The sequence below is a fragment of the Actinomadura rugatobispora genome, assembly GCF_042656285.1.
Taxonomy (GTDB): domain Bacteria; phylum Actinomycetota; class Actinomycetes; order Streptosporangiales; family Streptosporangiaceae; genus Spirillospora; species Spirillospora rugatobispora.
The window spans coordinates 118737-136976 of the sequence record NZ_JBHSON010000012.1; the positions used below are offsets into that span (position 1 = coordinate 118737).

At 73.6% G+C, this 18240-nt stretch carries 18 protein-coding genes; 6 read left to right on the forward strand and 12 right to left on the reverse strand.

Going from position 1 to position 18240, the window contains the following annotated elements; translation table 11 throughout:
• Positions 1-109: 109 nt before the first annotated feature.
• The 7 genes from ACFPZN_RS11215 to ACFPZN_RS11245 form a co-directional block, all read right to left on the reverse strand.
• Positions 110-1096 (reverse strand): LacI family DNA-binding transcriptional regulator, encoded by a 987-nt coding sequence (locus tag ACFPZN_RS11215; protein WP_378281868.1) that lies wholly within the window; start codon positions 1094-1096, stop codon positions 110-112.
• Between the two features lie 282 nt (positions 1097-1378).
• Complete coding sequence (locus ACFPZN_RS11220; RefSeq protein ID WP_378281795.1) at positions 1379-1663, reverse strand: hypothetical protein; 285 nt, start codon at positions 1661-1663, stop codon at positions 1379-1381.
• Positions 1664-1792: 129 nt separating this feature from the next.
• Positions 1793-2650 carry a M23 family metallopeptidase gene (locus ACFPZN_RS11225; RefSeq protein WP_378281796.1) on the reverse strand — a complete coding sequence of 286 codons (858 nt, stop codon included), beginning with the start codon at positions 2648-2650 and terminating at the stop codon, positions 1793-1795.
• A gap of 41 nt (positions 2651-2691) precedes the next feature.
• A complete protein-coding gene (locus ACFPZN_RS11230) occupies positions 2692-3225 on the reverse strand; it encodes an ArsR/SmtB family transcription factor (RefSeq protein WP_378281797.1) in 534 nt (177 codons plus the stop codon).
• A gap of 49 nt (positions 3226-3274) precedes the next feature.
• Positions 3275-3787: a hypothetical protein gene (locus tag ACFPZN_RS11235; protein ID WP_378281798.1), complete on the reverse strand. Its 513-nt coding sequence runs from the start codon at positions 3785-3787 to the stop codon at positions 3275-3277.
• A complete protein-coding gene (locus ACFPZN_RS11240) occupies positions 3784-6144 on the reverse strand; it encodes a molybdopterin oxidoreductase family protein (protein WP_378281799.1) in 2361 nt (786 codons plus the stop codon). Before ACFPZN_RS11240 ends, ACFPZN_RS11235 begins: the two co-directional genes overlap by 4 nt.
• Before the next feature lie 94 nt (positions 6145-6238).
• A complete protein-coding gene (locus tag ACFPZN_RS11245) occupies positions 6239-7081 on the reverse strand; it encodes a PaaX family transcriptional regulator (protein WP_378281800.1) in 843 nt (280 codons plus the stop codon).
• A gap of 74 nt (positions 7082-7155) precedes the next feature.
• Here ACFPZN_RS11245 and ACFPZN_RS11250 point away from each other — a divergent pair, with 74 nt between their 5' ends.
• The gene (locus ACFPZN_RS11250; protein WP_378281801.1) at positions 7156-7290 is read left to right on the forward strand and encodes a hypothetical protein; all 135 of its coding nucleotides are present in this window, start codon (positions 7156-7158) and stop codon (positions 7288-7290) included.
• A gap of 3 nt (positions 7291-7293) precedes the next feature.
• Here ACFPZN_RS11250 and ACFPZN_RS11255 read toward each other — a convergent pair whose 3' ends face one another.
• The gene (locus tag ACFPZN_RS11255) at positions 7294-8091 is read right to left on the reverse strand and encodes a hypothetical protein (protein ID WP_378281802.1); all 798 of its coding nucleotides are present in this window, start codon (positions 8089-8091) and stop codon (positions 7294-7296) included.
• A gap of 88 nt (positions 8092-8179) precedes the next feature.
• Positions 8180-9076, reverse strand: a complete 897-nt coding sequence (locus tag ACFPZN_RS11260; RefSeq protein WP_378281803.1) for a DUF5753 domain-containing protein — start codon at positions 9074-9076, stop codon at positions 8180-8182.
• Between the two features lie 147 nt (positions 9077-9223).
• Between ACFPZN_RS11260 and pqqB the strand changes: the two genes are divergently transcribed.
• Complete coding sequence (gene pqqB, locus ACFPZN_RS11265; RefSeq protein ID WP_378281804.1) at positions 9224-10126, forward strand: pyrroloquinoline quinone biosynthesis protein PqqB; 903 nt, start codon at positions 9224-9226, stop codon at positions 10124-10126.
• Between the two features lie 24 nt (positions 10127-10150).
• On the opposite strand, the gene ACFPZN_RS11270 is transcribed toward pqqB, so the two are convergent.
• Both ACFPZN_RS11270 and ACFPZN_RS11275 read right to left on the reverse strand, forming a co-directional pair.
• Positions 10151-10819 carry a TetR/AcrR family transcriptional regulator gene (locus ACFPZN_RS11270; RefSeq protein WP_378281805.1) on the reverse strand — a complete coding sequence of 223 codons (669 nt, stop codon included), beginning with the start codon at positions 10817-10819 and terminating at the stop codon, positions 10151-10153.
• A gap of 31 nt (positions 10820-10850) precedes the next feature.
• Positions 10851-12734, reverse strand: a complete 1884-nt coding sequence (locus tag ACFPZN_RS11275; protein WP_378281806.1) for a bifunctional sugar phosphate isomerase/epimerase/4-hydroxyphenylpyruvate dioxygenase family protein — start codon at positions 12732-12734, stop codon at positions 10851-10853.
• 148 nt (positions 12735-12882) lie between these two features.
• Between ACFPZN_RS11275 and ACFPZN_RS11280 the strand changes: the two genes are divergently transcribed.
• Complete coding sequence (locus ACFPZN_RS11280) at positions 12883-14298, forward strand: Nramp family divalent metal transporter (protein ID WP_378281807.1); 1416 nt, start codon at positions 12883-12885, stop codon at positions 14296-14298.
• A 149-nt stretch (positions 14299-14447) separates the two neighbouring features.
• A complete protein-coding gene (locus ACFPZN_RS11285; protein ID WP_378281808.1) occupies positions 14448-15344 on the forward strand; it encodes a DUF6338 family protein in 897 nt (298 codons plus the stop codon).
• Positions 15345-15417: 73 nt separating this feature from the next.
• Here the strand turns inward: ACFPZN_RS11285 and ACFPZN_RS11290 are convergent, their stop codons facing one another.
• A complete protein-coding gene (locus ACFPZN_RS11290) occupies positions 15418-15969 on the reverse strand; it encodes a hemerythrin domain-containing protein (RefSeq protein WP_378281809.1) in 552 nt (183 codons plus the stop codon).
• Between the two features lie 226 nt (positions 15970-16195).
• Here ACFPZN_RS11290 and ACFPZN_RS11295 point away from each other — a divergent pair, with 226 nt between their 5' ends.
• Together ACFPZN_RS11295 and ACFPZN_RS11300 are read left to right on the forward strand one after the other, a co-directional pair.
• Positions 16196-16783, forward strand: coding sequence for a sigma-70 family RNA polymerase sigma factor (locus tag ACFPZN_RS11295; protein ID WP_378281810.1), 588 nt, complete (start codon positions 16196-16198; stop codon positions 16781-16783).
• A gap of 57 nt (positions 16784-16840) precedes the next feature.
• A complete protein-coding gene (locus tag ACFPZN_RS11300) occupies positions 16841-18142 on the forward strand; it encodes an NAD(P)/FAD-dependent oxidoreductase (RefSeq protein WP_378281811.1) in 1302 nt (433 codons plus the stop codon).
• Positions 18143-18240: the final 98 nt, after the last annotated feature.

Here is an 18240-nt window from a genome sequence, read left to right on the forward strand (position 1 = left end):
CCTTGCTTCGCGGTGGTACGTCCAGCCAGCACAGCTAGCACTTGCTTGCGTTAGCGCTAACAAAGTGCGGGTCGGGTCGGGTCGGGGACGGGAGGGTCGGCGGGTCGGGTCAGCGGGCGTTCATGACGGCGGTGCTCTCGCGGACGACCAGTTCGGGCTCGACGGTGCGGCGCGGCGCCCCCTCGGCGCCCGCGATGCGTTCCATGAGGAGCTGGAAGGCGTGCCGCCCCACCTCCCCGAACGGCTGCCGGACGCTGGTCAGCGGGGGTGCGAAGTACGGCGCCTCCGGCACGTCGTCGAAGCCGGCCACGCTCACCTCCTCGGGCACGCGCCGGCCGGCCTCGCGCAGCGCGCGCAGCAGGCCCAGCGCCATCGGGTCGTTGGCGGCGAACACCGCGGTCACCTCGGGGTCGGCCGCGAGCAGCCTGCCCTGCTCGTAGCCGGATCGGGCGCTCCAGTCGCCCGGGAGCGGCTCGGGCACCGGGCGGCCCTCGGCCTCCAGCGCCGCGCGCCAGCCGGCGACCCGCTCGCTGGCGTCGATCCAGTCGATCGGCCCGGCGACGTGGCGGACCGTCTCGTGGCCCAGGCTGAGCAGGTGGCGGGTGACGCGCTCGGCGCCCGCCCGGTGGTCGACCGCGGCCGCCGGGACCGGCAGGTCGTCGCCCGCGCCGACCACCACCGCGGGAAAGTCCGGCGGCAGCCCGCGCAGCCCGTCGGCCGCCGACCGGTGCGGCGCGATCACCACGATCCCGTCCACCGACTGCGAGCGCAGCCGCTCCACCGCGTCCTGGATGGAGCGCCGGGTCAGCGAGCTCACGCTGGCGATGCTGACCATGTGCTCGGCGCCGCGGGCGGCCCGCTCGATCCCGTACAGGGTCGAGGCGGGGCCGTACAGGGTGGTGTCGAAGGAGACCACGCCCAGCACCTGGGAGCGGCCGGTGACCAGCACCCGCGCGGCGGAGTTGGGGCGGTAGTCCAGCTCGCGCATCGCCGCGAGCACCCGGGCGCGGGTCTCGGGCCGCACCTTGTCGGGGGAGTTGAGCACCCGGGAGACCGTCATCGCCGAGACCCCGGCCAGCAGGGCGACGTCCTCCATGACCGCCGCCCGGGGCCGGGCGGCCTGGCCTCCGCTCGCTCCAGGCCCCGCGCCGGCGGGGGGCGAGGCGGGCGGGACGGTCATGTGATCTCCTCCGCACGGGTCGGGTGGCCCGATGTTTGCGCTAACGCGGACCCATGTCAATACCCCCGGCCAGAGTCGTGATAGCGCGAACATTCCACGCCAGGTGAGGCGGTAGACCATGCGACGCCGGGCGGGGCCGGGCGCGCGCGGACCCATCAGGCGGCCCGCGGCCGCCACCCGCCCGGCCGGCCGGTCCGGCTAGCTGATGGGCATCGCCTCGCGGGCGCGCTCGCGCGACTCCTTCATCTGCTCGCGCGTGCCCTTGGGCCCCCACTGCTCCTCGAGGCGCATCGCGCAGCCCAGCGCGAAGAACGTCGGCGCCCACGTTCCGACGAAGATGCCCCAGCGGTCCGCGCGGTCGATGTCCGCCGCCTCCGCGCTGCGGGAGATCGCCCACGACGCCACCGACGCGCCGATCGACGCGAACCCCATCCCGTACATGACGCTGGACGACAGCCCCATCTTGTTCAGCGTGTTCAGCATGTGCGCGGCCCCCTCTGGACTCGTGGTCTCGGTCTTGACTGCCTGCTGGGGCGTCCCTTCCCCGGGGCCGGGGCGCTATGGCCATGCCGGGACCAAGTTTGGTGGTGCAACCTCCCAGGACAGGGCGGGTCAGGCTGCGCGGGAGGCCGCCTCCGTGCCCGCGGCCGTGCCGGCCACGAAGGGACGCCGCCCGCCGGGCACGCCGGTGCGGCTCTCGCCGTCGCTCTCGTACGGGAACGCGAACGGCAGCCCGGCCGCGACCATGTGGCGCGGGCTGTCCATGACGTGGAAGTGCAGGTGCGGCTCGGAGCTGTTGCCGGAGTTGCCCACCTCGCCCAGGACGTCGCCCGCCCGGACCCGCTGGCCCTTCCGCACCCGCACGGAACCGCGCCGCAGGTGCGCGAGCACCGCGTACGCGCCGTCGCCCAGGTCGAGGACCACGTGGTTGCCGAGCACGAACCGGCCGCCGGAGAGGGTCAGCAGCGACAGCGTCTGCCGGAAGAACATCCCCTCGATCATCAGGTAGACGAGCGCCGGCCAGGAGTTGCGGCTCCAGTGGTCGCGCTGCCAGCCGCAGACCTGCACCACCACGCCGTCGGCGGGCGCGGCGACCGGGCGCCCGAACGCCGGGAACGTCTCGGGCCGCGACGCGATCGCCCCGGACCGCAGCGGCTTCCACTCCACGTCCGGGTCCGGCGCGTACACCAGGTCGATCGCGTACGTCTGCCCGAGCTCGTGGGTGCCGTGGCTGGGCACCTTGTCGGCCGGGCTGTTGACCGGCACCCACCGTCCGCTCACCGGGCTGCGCAGCGTGATCGGCGGCCGGCCGGAAGCGCCCGAGGGGACGAAGAACAGCACCAGGCCGAGCACGACCAGCACGATGCCCGCCAGGGAGACCTGGCCGACGCCGTGGACGAACTCGCTCAGCGCGAGGAGCACGCCGGCCAGGAGGAGCGGGGTCCTGAAGCGGGCCATTCTCTTGTGCATCACGGGTCTCCCATCGAGTGCGGGCCGGCGCGGGGCCGGGATCAGCGGCGGGTCGCGGCGAGGATGGTGAGGATCGGCACCACGCGCTCGCCGGGCACGGCGTACTGGCCGCGGGCGGTGGTGCGCAGCCAGCCGGCCGCGACCAGCTGGCGCAGGTGGTGGTAGAGCTGCCCGGTGGTGCCGAGCCGCTCGTGCGCGGCGAGCTCGGCGGTGGTGCGGGCGCCGCACATGATCTCCCTGAGCAGCAGCAGCCGCACCGGGTGGGCGAGCGCGGACAGCGCGTCGGCGGCCTGCGACCAGTCGTCGGCGAGCAGGTCCGCCGTGCGGTGGCCCTGCTGCCATTCGTAGTGCTCGCCTTCGGGCAGCGTCACGGAGCCGGTGAACAGGACGGCGTCGTCCGTGCGCTCTTTCAGGCCGTTCAGGGCCCAGAAGGTCTCCGCGTCGGCGACCGGGCGCGTCTCGGCGCCGCCGCCGTCGGCCGGGGGAGGGGAGCCCGCCTCCAGGGCGGCCACCCGCTCCTCCAGCCGTGCGAGCCGCTCCGCGAGCGCCTCGCGATCCCCATCGTCCGCCGTCATGTCTACATAATTACGTAGAAACGTAATTTCTTCAACGCGCGGGCGGAGCTCAGGAGGTGAGGATCACCTGCGGGGCGGTCTCGCGGATCGCGGTCTTCAGCCACTTGGCCTGGGTCAGCGTCTGCTTGTGCAGCGCGGTGACCCGGGCCAGGAACTCGGGGTCGCGGAGCGCCTGCGCGACCTGGCCGGCGACGATCCAGTGCAGGTCGACGCGTTCCACCGCCAGGAACAGCTCCCGCAGGTAGCCCAGCAGGCGCGCCCCCGTGGCCGGGATGTGGCCGTGCCCGTGCCCGTCGGCCGCCGCCTCGACCGCCACGCGGCAGACCCGGGCGGCGGCGCGCGGTCCGGGATCGCCGTTCGCCAGCTTGAGGTGGTACTGCTCGGCGATGGCGCGGACGGCGGCGGAATGGTCGTCGCACTGCCCGGCCAGGGTGCCGCACATGTGGTGGATGTCGGGCTCGTCGACGGTGCGCCGGGCCACCTCCCGGTATTCGGCGGCGAGGTCGTTCTCGGCCTCGTACAGCTCCTCCAGCAGCGCGCCCAGATTCCCGATGCCCGTCATCGCCGCTCCTCGTCCCCGCCGAGCGGGACGACCTCGACGGCGGTCACCTTGTAGACCGGCTGCTTGGAGACCGGGTCCCAGTCGGTCGGCGTCGCCTCGTTGGCCGCCCTGGTGCCCTCGGCGTCCCCCTCGCCCGAGGCGTCGTCGACATCGAAGTAGCCGTAGTGGAAGGGCGCGAAGACCACGCCCCTGCGCGTGCCGTCGAGCCTCACGGTCGCCTGGACGAGGCCGTGCCGGGAAACGACCTGCACCATGTCGCCGTCGGCGATGTCCCTGGCGGCGGCGTCGTCCGGGAACATCTCGATCCACATGTCGGGCGCCGCGGCCTGCAGTTCCGGCGCGCGCGCCGTCTTGGTGCGGGTGTGCCAGTGGTGGACGGTACGGCCCGTGGTCAGCCGCAGCGGATGCTCGTCGTCGAGAACGTCGTGCGGCGGCAGGTACTCGGCGGCCTTGATGATGGCCCGCCCGGCGGGATCGTGCGCCGCGTACTCGTCGGCCTCGTTGAGCGCGCCCGTCAGCAGGTCGTGCCCGTAGCTCTGGCACTCGGACGCGCCGGTCCGGAACCGGCCGTCACCGTAGAGGCGCTCCGTGCTCGCGTCCGCGTGCTCCGGGCGGGGCCACTGGACGCCTCCGTCGCGCCGCAGCAGTTCGTGGCTCAGCCCGCTGTAGTCGCAGAGCGCGCCACGGGTCAGGGCCCGGAAGTCGTCGAAGGCCTCTTCGGGAGTGCTCCAGCGCGGTAGCGGCTCGCCCTCGTCGTCCAGCAGCCCCATCGCCCGCGCGAAGGCGAGCAGGGCCTCGAAGTCGGCGCGCGCCTCGCCCGGCGGGTCCACCGCCTTCCCCGAGTAGTGCACCGTGCGGTCGGCGTTGGTGAACGTCCCCGCCTTCTCGCCCCACAGGGCGGCGGGCAGCACCACGTCGGCCAGGTCGGTCGTCTCCGTGCGGAACGCGTCCGACACCACCAGGAAGAGCCCCTCCTTCTCCAGCACGGAACGGACCCGTCCCAGCTCCGGCCAGGACACCGCCGGATTGGTCCCGGTGATCCACAGCCAGCGCAGCGACCCCTGCTCGATGTACCGCAGCATCTTCATGGCGTGGGTCGGCGGGGCCCAGTGCGGGATCCGCATCGGGTCCACGTGCCAGTGCCGCGCGAGGCGCTCCACGTGCTCGTCGTTCTGCCAGTTCAGGAACGCCGGGAACAGGCCGTTGGCCCCGGTCTCCCGGGTGTTCTGCGCCGTGGGCTGCCCGTTCATCTGGAACACCGTCCGGCCGGGGCGGCCGATCATCCCGCGCAGCAGGTGCAGGTTGTTGACCTGGACGGCCGCGGCGGTGGCCTGGTGCGACTGGTAGACGCCCTGCAGGACGGTCGACACCAGCCGTTCGGCGGCCCCGAGCAGCTCCGCCGCGGCGCGGATGCCGTCCGCGGGCACCCCGCACACGCCCGCGGCCCGCTCCGGCGGGTAGCCCTTGACCACGGCGGCCAGCTCGTCGAACCCGACGGTGTGCGCCTCCACCCACGCCCGGTCCACCCGGTCCGTGCGGATGATCTCGTGCAGGAGGGCGTTCAGCAGCATCACGTTCGTGCCCGGCCGGACGGGCAGGTGCACGTCGGCGAGCTCGGCCGCGGGGGTGCGGCGCGGGTCGGCCACCACCAGCCGGGGCCGGTCGGGGCCGTGCAGCCGGTCCAGCATCCGCGCCCACAGCACCGTCTGCGTCTCCGCCACGTTGTGCCCGGCCAGGAAGAGGGTGTCGGCGTGGTCGACGTCGGTGTACGACCCGGGGTTGCCGTCGCTGCCGAACGACTCGATCAGCGCCCATTCGGCCGTCGACGTGCAGAGCCGGGTGTTCCCGTCCAGGTGCGGCGTGCCGATCCCGGCCCGGGCGATCACGGCCTGGAGGTAGTAGTCCTCCAGGAACAGCTGCCCGCTGGTGTAGAAGCCCATGGCGAGCGGGCCGTGCTCCTCCAGGACGCGCTGGGCGCCGGCCACGACGAGGTCCATCGCCTCGTCCCAGCCGGTCTCGACGAGCGCGCCGTCACGGCGCACCAGGGGCCGGGTGAGGCGGTCGGGGGAGTTGCCGGCCTGCCACCCGTACAGGCCCTTGGGCCCGAGACGGCCGTGGTTCACCCGGTCGCCGGTGCGGCCCCGGACACCGACGATGCGGCCTTCCGCGACGCCGATGTCCAGGCCGCATCCGTTCGAGCACAGCACGCAGGCCGACGTCACCCACCGTTCCGGTTCCCGTGTCAGGTGGGCGTCGGCGCGCTCGGGCCAGTCAGTGCCGGGGGCGAAGGGAGTGCGCTCTCCCCAGATGTCCTTCGTACGACCCGCCGTCGACGGCGGTCGGGCAGGTGGTCGCATGCCGCTTCCCTACCCGTGCCGCCCAAGACAAACGGGCCGGTTCCAGGCGGCGGTTCAGCCCTCGTCGCGGTGCGGGTTCTCCAGTCCGGCGGCGTCAGGACATCGTCAATCCCCGCCATTGGCGGTCGGCGGCCGGGCGCCAGGCGTCGTGGCGGTCGTGGAACAGGGCGAACGCCTTCGCCCCGCTCCAGCCCTCGGGCAGCAGCTCGACCGGCAGGCCGGGGTCGAGGAAGGGGAAGCGGCGCCATTCCTGGACGAGCCGCGTGTGGGCGGCGAAGGTCGCGGCGTCGTCGCCGGGGCGCAGCGCGTCCGCGGCGGCGAGGAAGTGCTCGTAGGCGGTCTCGATCTCGTCCAGGTCCCAGGCCTGGCGGGCGACGCGGCGCGCCTCGGCCAGGTCGCCGAGGCCGCCGGTGAAGAGGGTGGAGGTCCGCGCGACGCCGATCTCCCGCAGCACGGCGCGGACGTCGTCCTCGCGCTCGGGGTGCGGGGTGACCCACACGCCGGGGGAGAGGTTGCCCAGGCCGTTCCAGGCCAGGCGGGTGCGCAGCAGGTGGCGCAGCTTGCGGTCGGTCTCCGGGACGCCGGCCAGGACCAGCAGCCAGCGGGCGTCCCAGCCTTCCATGGGCCTGCCGAAGCCGTAGATGCGCTCGGTGCCGTCGGTGAGCAGCCGGCGGCCGGACGGGGTGAGGTGCCAGCGGGTGCGGCGGCCGTGGCGCTCGCCCTCCAGCCAGCCCTCGGTGGCGCTGCGGGCCAGGGCCTGCCGGACGGCCTTCTCCTCCACGCCGAGCAGGCCGAGGGCCTCCAGGAGCGCGGCCGTCCACACCGGGCGGCCCGCCGGGAGCGCGAACTCGCCCAGCACGGTCAGCAGCAGCGAGCGGGCGCTGGCGGCGCCGAGCTCGCGGCGGCGCCGGAACTCCGGCTCCGCGGGCGCGTTCATTCCACAAAAGTGTCGATTGGCGTCTTCATTATGTAGAGTATAGGGTCGTGGTGCCGGCGAGGGGAGGCAGACCGATGGCCGTGTACGCGCTGCGCGGCGACTACGGCACGATCAGCGTCGGCGCCCGCACCTCGATCCAGGACGGCGCCGTCGCCCTCTACATCGGCAACGGCCGCCGCTACGCCGCCGAGCTCAAGCGCCTGGACTGACGCTCAGGGGGCGTCGGCGGTGTCCGGGGCCGCGATTCCGGCGCCGTCCAGGGCCGCGGCGCAGGCGCGGAAGGCGCGGGCCGCCTGCGGACGGCCGGTGGTGCCGGCCTCCCTCGCCAGCTCGCCGGCGTGCGCCGCGGCGGCGGCGCGGTCCAGCTCCCGCGGGCTGGCCTGCAGCAGCTCCAGCGCGTCCGGATCCCTCGCGGCGGCGGCGATCGTGAGCAGCGAGACGGCGTCCTCGTCCCGGCCGGGGGCCGCCGCGATCAGCACCGCCGCTTGGTAGACCGCCCGCGGCTCGCGCGCCTGGGCGCGGTGGGCCAGCTCCCGCCCGAAGGCGCCGTGGACGGCCAGCAGCTCGCACTGGACGGCGGTCAGCCGCACCGGCGCCGTCAGGTCGCCGAGCGGGCCGGTGGGAAGGCGGCGCCGGGGCAGCCCGAGGCGCTCGCTCTCCTCCTCGGCCTCGCGGAGCATGTCCTGCCAGCGGGGCAGCGCCTCGCGGCCCGGATCCTCGGCGAGGATGCCCTGCTCGTGGGCGATCCGGTAGCAGGACAGCACGAACGAGGCCACGAAGCCGTGGTCGGGCAGGCCCTTGCGATGGCCGTTGAGGGTCTCGCTCAGCGCCGTCTTGGACAGCGCGGGCAGGCTGGCCGACCCGCCGGGCACCGGATGGGTCTCGTTCAGGCGGCTCGACGTCCTGGCCACCAGCGCGTAGGCCGGGGAGCCGCACGCCTGGTGAAGCTCCAGCAGCCGGCGGAGAAAGGCGTCGCGCACCGGATGGCGCGGGTATCTCTTTCTGGCCATGGCGTCTCAGCATGCCACGCGGTCAGGGCCGGGTTTGCGTCATCCGTCACTCTCGGACGGCTTTCGTGTTCTTTCCCGGGAGGCGCTCTCAGAGCTCGCGGGCGAGCCGGTGCAGGACGGTGCGGCTGGTGTCGGGCCGGGCCGCGCGCACGGCGAGCAGGTCGAGGACCTGCCGGTAGCGGGTGACCTCGTCGATGCCGTCGAGGTAGCGGGCGGGGCCGGGCCGCTCGGCGAAGACGATGTCGTTCAGCTCGCCCGCGTGCATGTCGAGGAGCACGATCGGGTTTTCGGCCGCGGGCCGCGCGGCGCGGGCGGGCAGCACCTGAATGGTGATATGCGGCAGTTCTGACATATCGATCAAATGCTGCAATTGCCGGAAAAGTATGGGTCGTCCGCCCAGGGGGCGGCGCAGCGCCGACTCGTCGATGATCACCCACAGCCGCGGCGGCCGCTCCCGGCCGAGGATCCGCTGCCGCCGCACGAGCACCTCCAGCCGCCGCTCCAGCACCGCGTCCGGCTCGGCGCCGTGGCCCAGCAGGATCGCGCCCCGGGCGTACTCGGCCGTCTGCAGCAGCCCCGGCACCTCCCGCACCTCGAAGCCCCGGATGCAGCGGGCCGCCTGCTCCAGGCCCACCAGCGGCTCGAACCAGGACGGGATCACATCGTCGTAGGCCGCCCACCAGCCCGGATCGTTGGCCCGCCTGGCCAGCTGCAGCAGCGTCACGCGCTCGGCCTGGTCGGTGACGCCGTAGCGGTCGCACAGGTCGATGAGCGCGCGCAGCCGGCAGGCCGTGCCGCCGCGCTCCAGGGCGGCGATCTCGGCGGGGCCCAGGTCGGCGGCGGCCCCCGCCTGCCCGGCCGTCAGCCCGCTGCTCTCCCGGAGCCGCCGCAGCCGCGCGCCCAGCAGCAGGCGGTGCAGGGCGGGACCCGGGTCACCGGCCGCCGACATCCGGTCACCGGGACGCTCCTCCGCGAGAGTGCCCATGTCCTCCCTCTGCGCGACCGTTCAGGACCCGACACTAACGCCCGGCCGCACGGTCATCCACAGTGTCACCGCACTTGCTCCTGCGCGGCGCCGATCACCGGTCGAGCGCGGCATAGGATCCAGGCGACCGAGAGGAAGGTGCACGGGATGCGGTTGCTGGTGCTCGGAACGGCGGCCGGGGGCGGCGTGCCGCAGTGGAACTGCGCGTGCCCGGGGTGCGCCGCCGCCCGCGCCGAGCCGGGACGGCGCCGGCGGCACGCCTCGATCGCCGTCGAGGCCGGGGCGGGCCGCTGGTACGTGGTGAACGCGACCCCCGACATCGGTGAGCAGATCGAGGAGTGCGCCGAGCTGCACCCCGGCCCCGGCACGCGCGACACCCCGCTCGCCGGGGTGATCCTCACCGACGCCGAGCTCGACCACACCCTCGGCCTGCCCCGCCTGCGGGAGGCCGCCGGCCTGCGCGTCGTCGCGACCGGCACCGTCCGCGCGGCGCTGTCGGACGGCCTCCACCTGGACAAGGTGCTCGCCCCGTACGCCGGGCTCTCCTGGACGAGGCTGCCCGAGAAGGAACCCGAGCCGCTCGACGGCGGCCCCCTGGAGGTCCAGGGGATCAGGGTGTCGGGCAAGCGCCCCCGCTACGCGGCCGACCTCGACGGCGCCGCCGGTGACGCGTGGGTCGTTGCGCTGCGCGTCAGGGACGCCCGCGACGGCAAGGTCGTCGTCTACGCCCCGGCGCTGGCCGGCTGGCCCGGCGAGCTGGACGCCGCGCTGCGCGGCGCCGACTGCGTCTTCGTCGACGGCACGTTCTGGGACGACGAGGAGCCCCGCCGCACCGGGATCTCCGAGCGGACCTCCACCGGCATGGGCCACCTGCCGGTCACGGGCCCCGGCGGCACGGCCGAGCGCCTGGCCGCGCTGCCCGCCGCGCGCCGCCTGTACACCCACCTGAACAACACCAATCCCCTCAACGACCCGGACGACGACGGGCACCGGCTGCTGGCCGCGTCCGGAATCGAGGTCGCCAGGGAGGGAGCGGTGATCGAACTGTGAGCACGGCACCACGCGCCGCAGGGATCAGGGCGTGCGGCGCCCGGCGCCGGTGAGGTAGGCCACGACCATCTCGCCGATCATCTCGCGGTGCCGGTCGCGGTGCTCGGGCGCGGCGAGGTCGCGCCCGAACAGGGCGCCGAAGGTGTGCTGGTTGGAGATCCGGAAGAAGCAGAACGCGCTGATCATCATGTGCACGTCCACGGCGTCGGCGCCGGGGACGAAGTCGCCGCGGGCCCGCCCCGCGTCCAGGATCTGCGAGATCAGCCCGGAGGCGGGGGCGCCCAGGTTCACCAGCACCTCCGACTTGCGCAGGTGCTCGGCGTGGTGGATGTTCTCGATGCTGACCAGCTTGATGAAGTCCTGGTGCGCGTCGTGGTGGTCGAAGGTCAGCTCGGCCAGGGTGCGGATCGCCTCGACCGGGGCCAGGTGCTGCACGTCGATGGCGGCCTCGGCGGTGCGCACCTCGGTGTAGGCCTTCTCCAGGACGGCGATGTAGAGCTTCTCCTTGTTGCCGAAGTAGTAGTAGATCATCCGCTTGGTGGTGCGCATGAGCGCGGCCATCTCGTCCACCCTGGCCCCGGCGTACCCGTGCCGTGCGAACTCGCGCTGGGCGACCTCCAGGATCTCGGCGCGGGTGCGTTCGGCGTCGCGAAGACGTCCCCCTGACGCGGGGGTGGCGGACTGGGACGACATGGGACTCCACGGAACGGCGGCTGACGGGGCTTCATCCTAGGCGGGGCCGGGAGGCGGCGTGCTGCGCGGCCAGCCGGACGGGGGCGTTGACGGCCCCGTAGCCCCGGTAGCCGCCGAGACGCTGGACGACCTCCAGGAAGACCCGGCCCGTGGTGAGGGTGTAGAAGTGCAGGAACTCGCCGTGGGCGTCGCGGTCGTACAGCAGGCCGAGCTCGCGCAGCAGCCGGTGCCGTTCGGCGCCCAGGTCGTGGCGGGCCTCCAGATCGTCGTGGTAGTTGGCGGGGATGGGCAGCACGGCGGTCCCGGCGGCGCGCAGCCGGCGCGCGGTCGCCGCGATGTCGCGGCTGGCCAGCGCGACGTGCTGCCAGGCCACGCCGGGCCCGCCGTGGGACGCGCCGTAAGGGACGCCGTCGTGCGCACCGACGTAGGCGACGTTGAGGGCGAACCGGACGCGGCCGTCGGCGGTGGAGGCCGCGCGGCTGCGCATCAGCCCGTACGGGTCGGGCAGTTCCAGGCTCTCGTGCGGCCGCAGGCCCAGGACGGCGCGGTAGAACAGCGACGCCTCGTCGAAGTGGTGCCAGGGCTGGGTGAGCGCCACGTGGTCGATGTGGGTGATCTCGCCGTCCGGCGGCTCCCGCCGGTCCCGGCCGAAGTCGTCGGTCCAGCTGGGGTGGTCGGGCCGGGCGGTGCGGCAGAAGAACAGCTCGGTGCCGTCCGGTGCCGCGACGGCGTCCAGCGGGGCGTCCCGGGGGGCGCGCGAGCGGGGGAGCACGGGCGACAGCAGCGCCTCGGCGCGCTTGACGGACGCGCCGGGGTCGGGCGACTCCAGGCCGATGGCGCCCAGCGCGGGGCCGTCCTCGCTCTCCGCGCTGCCGGAGTTGAGGAGGATGCGGGCCTCGCCCTGCTCCCACAGCTCGACCGGCTTGCCCGAGTGGACGCCGGTGCGGACGAAGCCCAGCGCGTCCAGCAGGTCGCCCAGCGGGCGGGGCTCGGGCACCGCCAGTTCCGCGAACGCGAATCCGGTCGGGACGGGGGCCGCCGGCGGCGGGGCGGGCAGGGACAGGGCGGGCGCGGGCAGGTTCAGGGCCCCTTGGGCGTCGAGGCGTTCGCCGACCTCCTCCTCCAGGAAGATGAGGGAGCGCATGGCGTCGCGCGCGGTGCGCATGGCGGCGGCCTGCCGGAAGATGTCGTTGAACACCTCCAGCGACAGCGGCCCGTCGTAGCCGGTGCGCAGGACGTGCGCGACCAGGCCCGCCACGTCGAGGTCGCCCTGGCCGGGGAAGCAGCGGTAGTGGCGGCTCCAGTAGAGGACGTCCATCGGCAGCCTGGGGGCGTCCGCCAGCTGCAGGAAGAAGATCTTCTCGGCCGGGATGGTCTCGATCGCGTACGGGTCGGTCTCGCGGGACAGGATGTGGAAGCTGTCGAGGCACACGCCCAGGCCGGGGTGGTCGGCCATCCGCACGATCCGCCAGGCGTGCGGGTAGTCGTCCACGTGGCGGCCCCAGGCCAGCGCCTCGTAGGCGATGGTGATGCCGTGCTCGGCGGCGCGCTCGGCCAGCAGCCGCAGCTGCTCGGCGGCGAGGGCGTCGTCGTCCACCGATTCGGGGGAGACGCTGGAGCAGACCAGCAGCCGCGTGGCGCCCAGGCGCTCCATCACCGCGAACTTGTGCTCCGCGCGGCGCAGGTTGCGGGCGAGCAGGGCGGGCGGGACGGCCTCGAAGTCGCGGAACGGCTGGTACAGGTCGATGCCGAGGCCCAGGTCGGCGGCCCGGGCGCGGACCTCCTCCGGGCCCATCGCGCCGGCGACCAGATCGTTCTCGAAGATCTCCACGCCGTCGAAGCCGGCGGCGCCGATCGCGGTCAGCTTGTCGGCCAGCGAGCCGCTGAGCGACACCGTGGCGATGGATCTGCGCATCTCCCCGCACGCCTCCATTAATGGACGAACTAGTACGTTACCGTATCGCGCCCAGGGGCTTGCCAGACGGCGTGCGGCTATAGGAACGTACTAGTTCGTCCATTAAGCTCGTGAGCCGGATCACACCCCCGGAACGCCGGAGAGTCGCATGAGCCAACACACCACCTCGCCCGGCCGCCCCGCGGAACCGGCGGCCGTCCGGGACCTGCCCGAGCCGATGCCGCTGCGCCGCATGGTCGGCCCGGGGATCGTCGCCGTCGGCATCGGCATGGCGGCGGGGGAGATCATCCTCTGGCCGTACCTCACCTCGATCGGCGGGCTCGGGCTGCTGTGGCTGGCCCTGGCCACGCTGGTCGTCCAGCTGGTCATCAACATGGAGATCGAGCGGTACACGCTGGCCACCGGCCAGACCGTGGTCGCCGGCTTCTCCCGGTGGTGGAAGGGCTGGGGCGTCCTGATCTGCCTGGCGGGCGCCTTCCAGTACGTCTGGCCGGGCTGGGCCACCAGCGGCTCGACGGTGTTCACCTACCTGGCCGGCGGCGGCGACCCGGTCTGGATCACCGTCGGGGTGCTGGTCGCCATCGGCGCCCTGCTCACCCTCTCCAAGGTGATCTACCGGACGGTGGAGCGGGTCGAGGCCGTCAAGGTGGCGCTGACCCTGTTCTTCCTCGCCGTCGCGGCGGTGTTCGTGATCTCCCTGTCCACCTGGGGCGAGGGCGCGGAGAAGACGGTGACCGGCTTCGGGCGGATCCCCGACGGCATCACCTTCACCATGATCCTCAGCGCGCTCGGCGCGGCCGGCGCGGGCGGCGTGCACAACCTGGTCCTCAGCAACTGGATCCGCGACAAGCGGTACGGCATGGGCGCGCACGTGCCGCGCCTGATCTCGCCGATCACCGGCCGGGAGGAGGCCGCGGGCGGCGACCGCTTCACCTTCCCCGAGACCGCGGAGAACCTGGCCCGCTGGCGGGTCTGGTGGAAGCGCGCGAACGTCGAGCACTTCGTCACCTTCTTCCTGGTCTGCCTGGTCACCATCAGCGTGATGAGCCTGCTGGCGTACGAGACGCTGTTCGGCCGCGGCGACCTGGAGTCCGGCCCGTCGTTCCTGCGCGTCCAGGGCGAGGTCATGGCCGCCGAGGTCGGGGAATGGCTCAAGCCGCTGTTCTTCGCGATCGCCGCGGTCTCGCTCTGGGCGGCGGCGATGGGGCTGCTGGACGTCATCGGCCGCGTGGCCTCGGACTTCCTGCGCCGCAACTACCTCGCCGGCTCGGCCCGCTGGACCGAGTCGCGCCTCTACCTCGCCGTGGTGTGGGCCGAGATCGTCCTGGGCTCGGCCATCCTGCTGGCGGGCTTCGACCAGCCGATCGCGCTGCTGCTGGTGTCCACCTGCGCCGCGTCGGTCGTCACCCTGCTCTACTCGATCCTGCTGGTCCGGCTGAACACCCGCGACCTGCCCGGAGCCGTGCGGATCCGCGGCGTCCGGCTCGCCGGGATGGTCATCGCCATCGCCTTCTACGGCTTCTTCGCCCTGGCGATGGTCATCACCCAGATCCAGGACCTCTAGTCCGCGCGACCGCATAGGCGCCTTTAATTGGACTACTCGTCCATCGACTCCGGCTGTTGAAATCGGGTCCGTCTACTGGAAGGATTTGGCCCTCAAGAACCCGGGGGCAGGACTTTGCGGTGCGTGCGCGCTGGAGGGAATGGCTCTTTGTGAACCTGACGCTGCTCGCGCATATCGTCCCGCTGGCGCTGGTCCTGCTTCCCGGGGTGCATTACGACCGGCTGCGCCGCCGCGAGCCCGGGCGGGCGCGGCGCCACCCCGAGCCCTCGCAGTACGGGCGCGTGGTCCTCGCCGGGGCGCTCGTCACCGCGGCCACCCTCCTGGCGCTGGAACTGCTCCGCCTGGTGGGCCCGCGGACCCTGATCAGCCTGGGCGAGGCGCGCGAGAACGGCGCCCTGCGGGTGCCCTCGTTCGGCGTCATGACGTGGTCCTTGGTGTGCTTCCTCATGATCTCGCTCACCCTGGCGTCGCTGGCCGCCGCCGTCCTGGCCAGGCTGGAGGACGGCTCCGCCGCCTGGCAGCGCGCCGTGCGCGCGGCGGGCGTGACCGGCACGGCGGCGACCCGGCGGTGGCTGGAGTTCGCCGGCCGCGACGTGGAGGTCGAGGTCAAGCTGACCTGCGGCGACACCTACCGGGGCGTGTACGGGGACCGGTCGGTCGACCGCGCCCGCGGCGTCCAGTACATCACCCTGAACGGGCCCATCTTCGAGGTCGACGGGCACGGGCGGCCGCTGCCGCTGGACGCCCTGCACTGGGACCACATGCTGGTGCCCACGCGCGCGATCACCAGCCTGCTGGTCCGGCCCGTCGACCGGCGGGAGGACCCCGTACCGGCGGCCGTTCCGGGCGCCGTTCCCACCGGCACCGTTCCGGGGGGAATGCGTTCCCGCCACTCGATCCCCCGGGAGACCCTCTCCTGCCGCGCCAAGGCGGCGGCGCGGCACATTTACGATGAACGTTCCGATCCCCGCCTCCTGACGAAGCTGCTGGCGACGCAAGTGATTTCCATCGGCTTCGTGGGATTGCTCTCGGGAATTGTCGCCTAGCCGCCGCATATGAGTGGTCCAGGCGCGGGGCCGGTTCACGCGCGCCGTTCACGCGATGTTCACGGGCGGCGGTTCAGATCCGGCCGGCCAGGTGGTCGCGGACCCGGTCGACCAGCCCGCCGCCCGGGGCGAGCAGCCGGCTGAGCGGCGGTCCGCCCGCCGGACGCGCCCGGGACGGCGCCGCGGCGCGCGCCGCCCGCACCCGCCTGCCCAGCTCGGCCAGTTCCGCGGCGTCGGCGTGCCGGGCCAGCCGGGGGAACAGGGTGGCCTCCTCGTCCTGCACGTGCGCCATCACGTCGCTGACCAGGCTGGTGACCATGCGGTCGAAGGCGGGGTCGCCGACATCGGTCTCCGCCAGCCGCCGGAGCAGCTTCTCGACCTCGGCGTGGTCTTCGATCTCGCGGTCGGCCACGGCGTCCCCGTCCGGCACGATCCTGCGCGCGGCCGGGTACAGGTACCGCTCCTCGGCGACCGCGTGGCGGACCAGCTCGACCGTCACCTCCCCGGCCATCCGGCGCTTCTCCTCGGCGCCGAGCGCCAGCTGGAGGTCGTCGAACATGGTCTGGATCTCGCGGTGCTCGTGGGTGAGGACTCCGATGATGTCGTCTTCCCCGTGCGGGCGCATGTGGCGTTCCCCCCCTCGCCGTGTTCTGGCTGATGGGGCATCTACCCGGCTACCTGCAACGAAACGGACACGCCCGGGATCGCGCGGTCGCTCCGGGTCGATCGTTAAACGCGCCAAATGTCGGGCATACGGTCCATTCCGGACTCGCCACGCGAAGGGGGAACGACATGAACGCGGTGGCCCAGGGGTCCTGGCCCGGCGGCGGAACGCGTGAACGGAGCCCCGCATGCCCATGACCGAGCCGGGCGCGGACCGGGACCGCCGGCGCTTCGAACGGGACGCGGTGCCCTACCTCGACCAGCTGTACGCCGCCGCGCTCCGGATGACCCGCAACCCCGCGGACGCCGAGGACCTCGTCCAGGACGCCTTCGCCAAGGCCTACGCCTCGTTCCACCGGTTCGAGGAGGGCACCAACCTGCGGGCCTGGCTCTACCGCATCCTGACCAACACCTTCATCAACGAGTACCGGAAGAAGCAGCGGCGGCCCGTCCAGTCGACCGCCGAGTCGATCGAGGACTGGCAGCTGGCCGAGGCGGCCTCGCACACCCCCGGCGGGCTGAAGTCGGCCGAGACCGCCGCGCTGGAGCGGCTGCCCGACTCGGAGGTGAAACGGGCCCTGGGCGACCTGCCGGAGGAGTTCCGGCTGCCGATCTACCTCGCCGACGTGGAGGGGTTCGCCTACAAGGAGATCGCGAACATCCTCGGGGTCCCGATCGGGACGGTGATGTCCCGCCTGCACCGCGGCCGCCGCCGGCTGCGCACGCGGCTGGAGGGCTACGCCCGGGACCGCGGCTTCGCCACGTCCTCCTCGTGACCATGAGGACGAGGCCAGGGTGAGGTGACCGCCGGAGACGGATAGGGGGGCGGGCGGATGCGACGTCCGAAGATCGTGATCGTCGGTGCCGGGTTCGCCGGCTTCCACGCCGCGCGCAGGCTGGCGCGGCTCGCCCGGGGGCGGGCGGACATCGTGGTGATCAACCCGACCGACTACTTCCTGTACGTGCCGCTGCTGCCCGAGGTGGCCGGCGGCCTGCTGGACCCGCGCCGGGTCGCGGTGTCGCTGCCCGCCGCGCTGCCGGGCGCGCGGCTGGTGCTCGGCGAGGTCGAGCACGTGGACGTGGCGGCGCGCCGCGTCCGCTACTGCGACCCGGAGGGCGTGCGCGGCGAGACCGGCTACGACCGGCTGGTGCTGTCGGTGGGCAGCGTCAACAAGCTGCTGCCGATCCCGGGCGTGGCCGAGCACGCGCACGGCTTCCGCGGCATCCCCGAGGCGCTGTACCTGCGCGACCACGTGATCCGCCAGATCGAGCTGGCCGACACCGCCGAGGACCCCCGCGAACGCGCCGCGCGCCGCACGTTCGTGGTGGTCGGCGCCGGTTACACCGGCACGGAGGTGGCCGCGCACGGCGTGCTGCTCACCCGCACGCTGGCCCGCCGCCATCCACACTTGGGCGACCCGCCGCGCTGGCTGCTGCTGGACGTGGCCCCCCGCGTGCTGCCGGAGCTGCACGAGCGGATGTCGCGCACCGCGGAGCGCGTGCTGCGCGGGCGCGGCGTCGACGTCCGGACCGGCACCTCGATCCGGGAGGCGACCCACGAGGGCGTCCTGCTCAGCGACGGCGCGTTCGTGCCGACGCGCTCGATCGTGTGGTGCGTCGGCGTCCGCCCCGACCCGCTGGTGAAGGCCCTGGGCCTGGACACCGTCAGGGGCAGGCTCGTCGTCGACGAGTACCTCACCGTGCCGGGCCACCCGGAGCTCTACGCCTGCGGCGACGCGGCCGCCGTGCCCGATCTGACCAGGCCCGGCGCGGTGACGCCGATGACCGCGCAGCACGCCGTGCGGCAGGGCGACCGCGTCGCGCGCAACATCGCCGCCTCGTACGGGGAGGGCGTCCGCCGCCCCTACCGGCACCGCGACCTCGGCTTCGTCGTCGATCTGGGCGGGACGCAGGCCGCCGCCGACCCGCTGGGCGTCCCGCTGTCGGGCCTGGCCGCCAAGACGGTGACCCGCGGCTACCACCTGCTGTCGCTGCCGGGGAACCGCACCCGCACCGCTGCCGACTGGCTGCTGAACGCCGCGCTGGGCCGGCAGACCGTCCAGCTCGGCCTGGTCCGGTCCCCGCTCGTTCCGCTGGACACCGACGCGCCCGAGCTCCCGCTCATCCACCACTGACCCCGCGCCCCACGGGCCGGGCGCCCGCTAGATCGGAACTAGCGGGCGTCCGGCCCGATCTCGCGCCTGGCGGGTGAGGGCCGTGACCGCACGGGCGG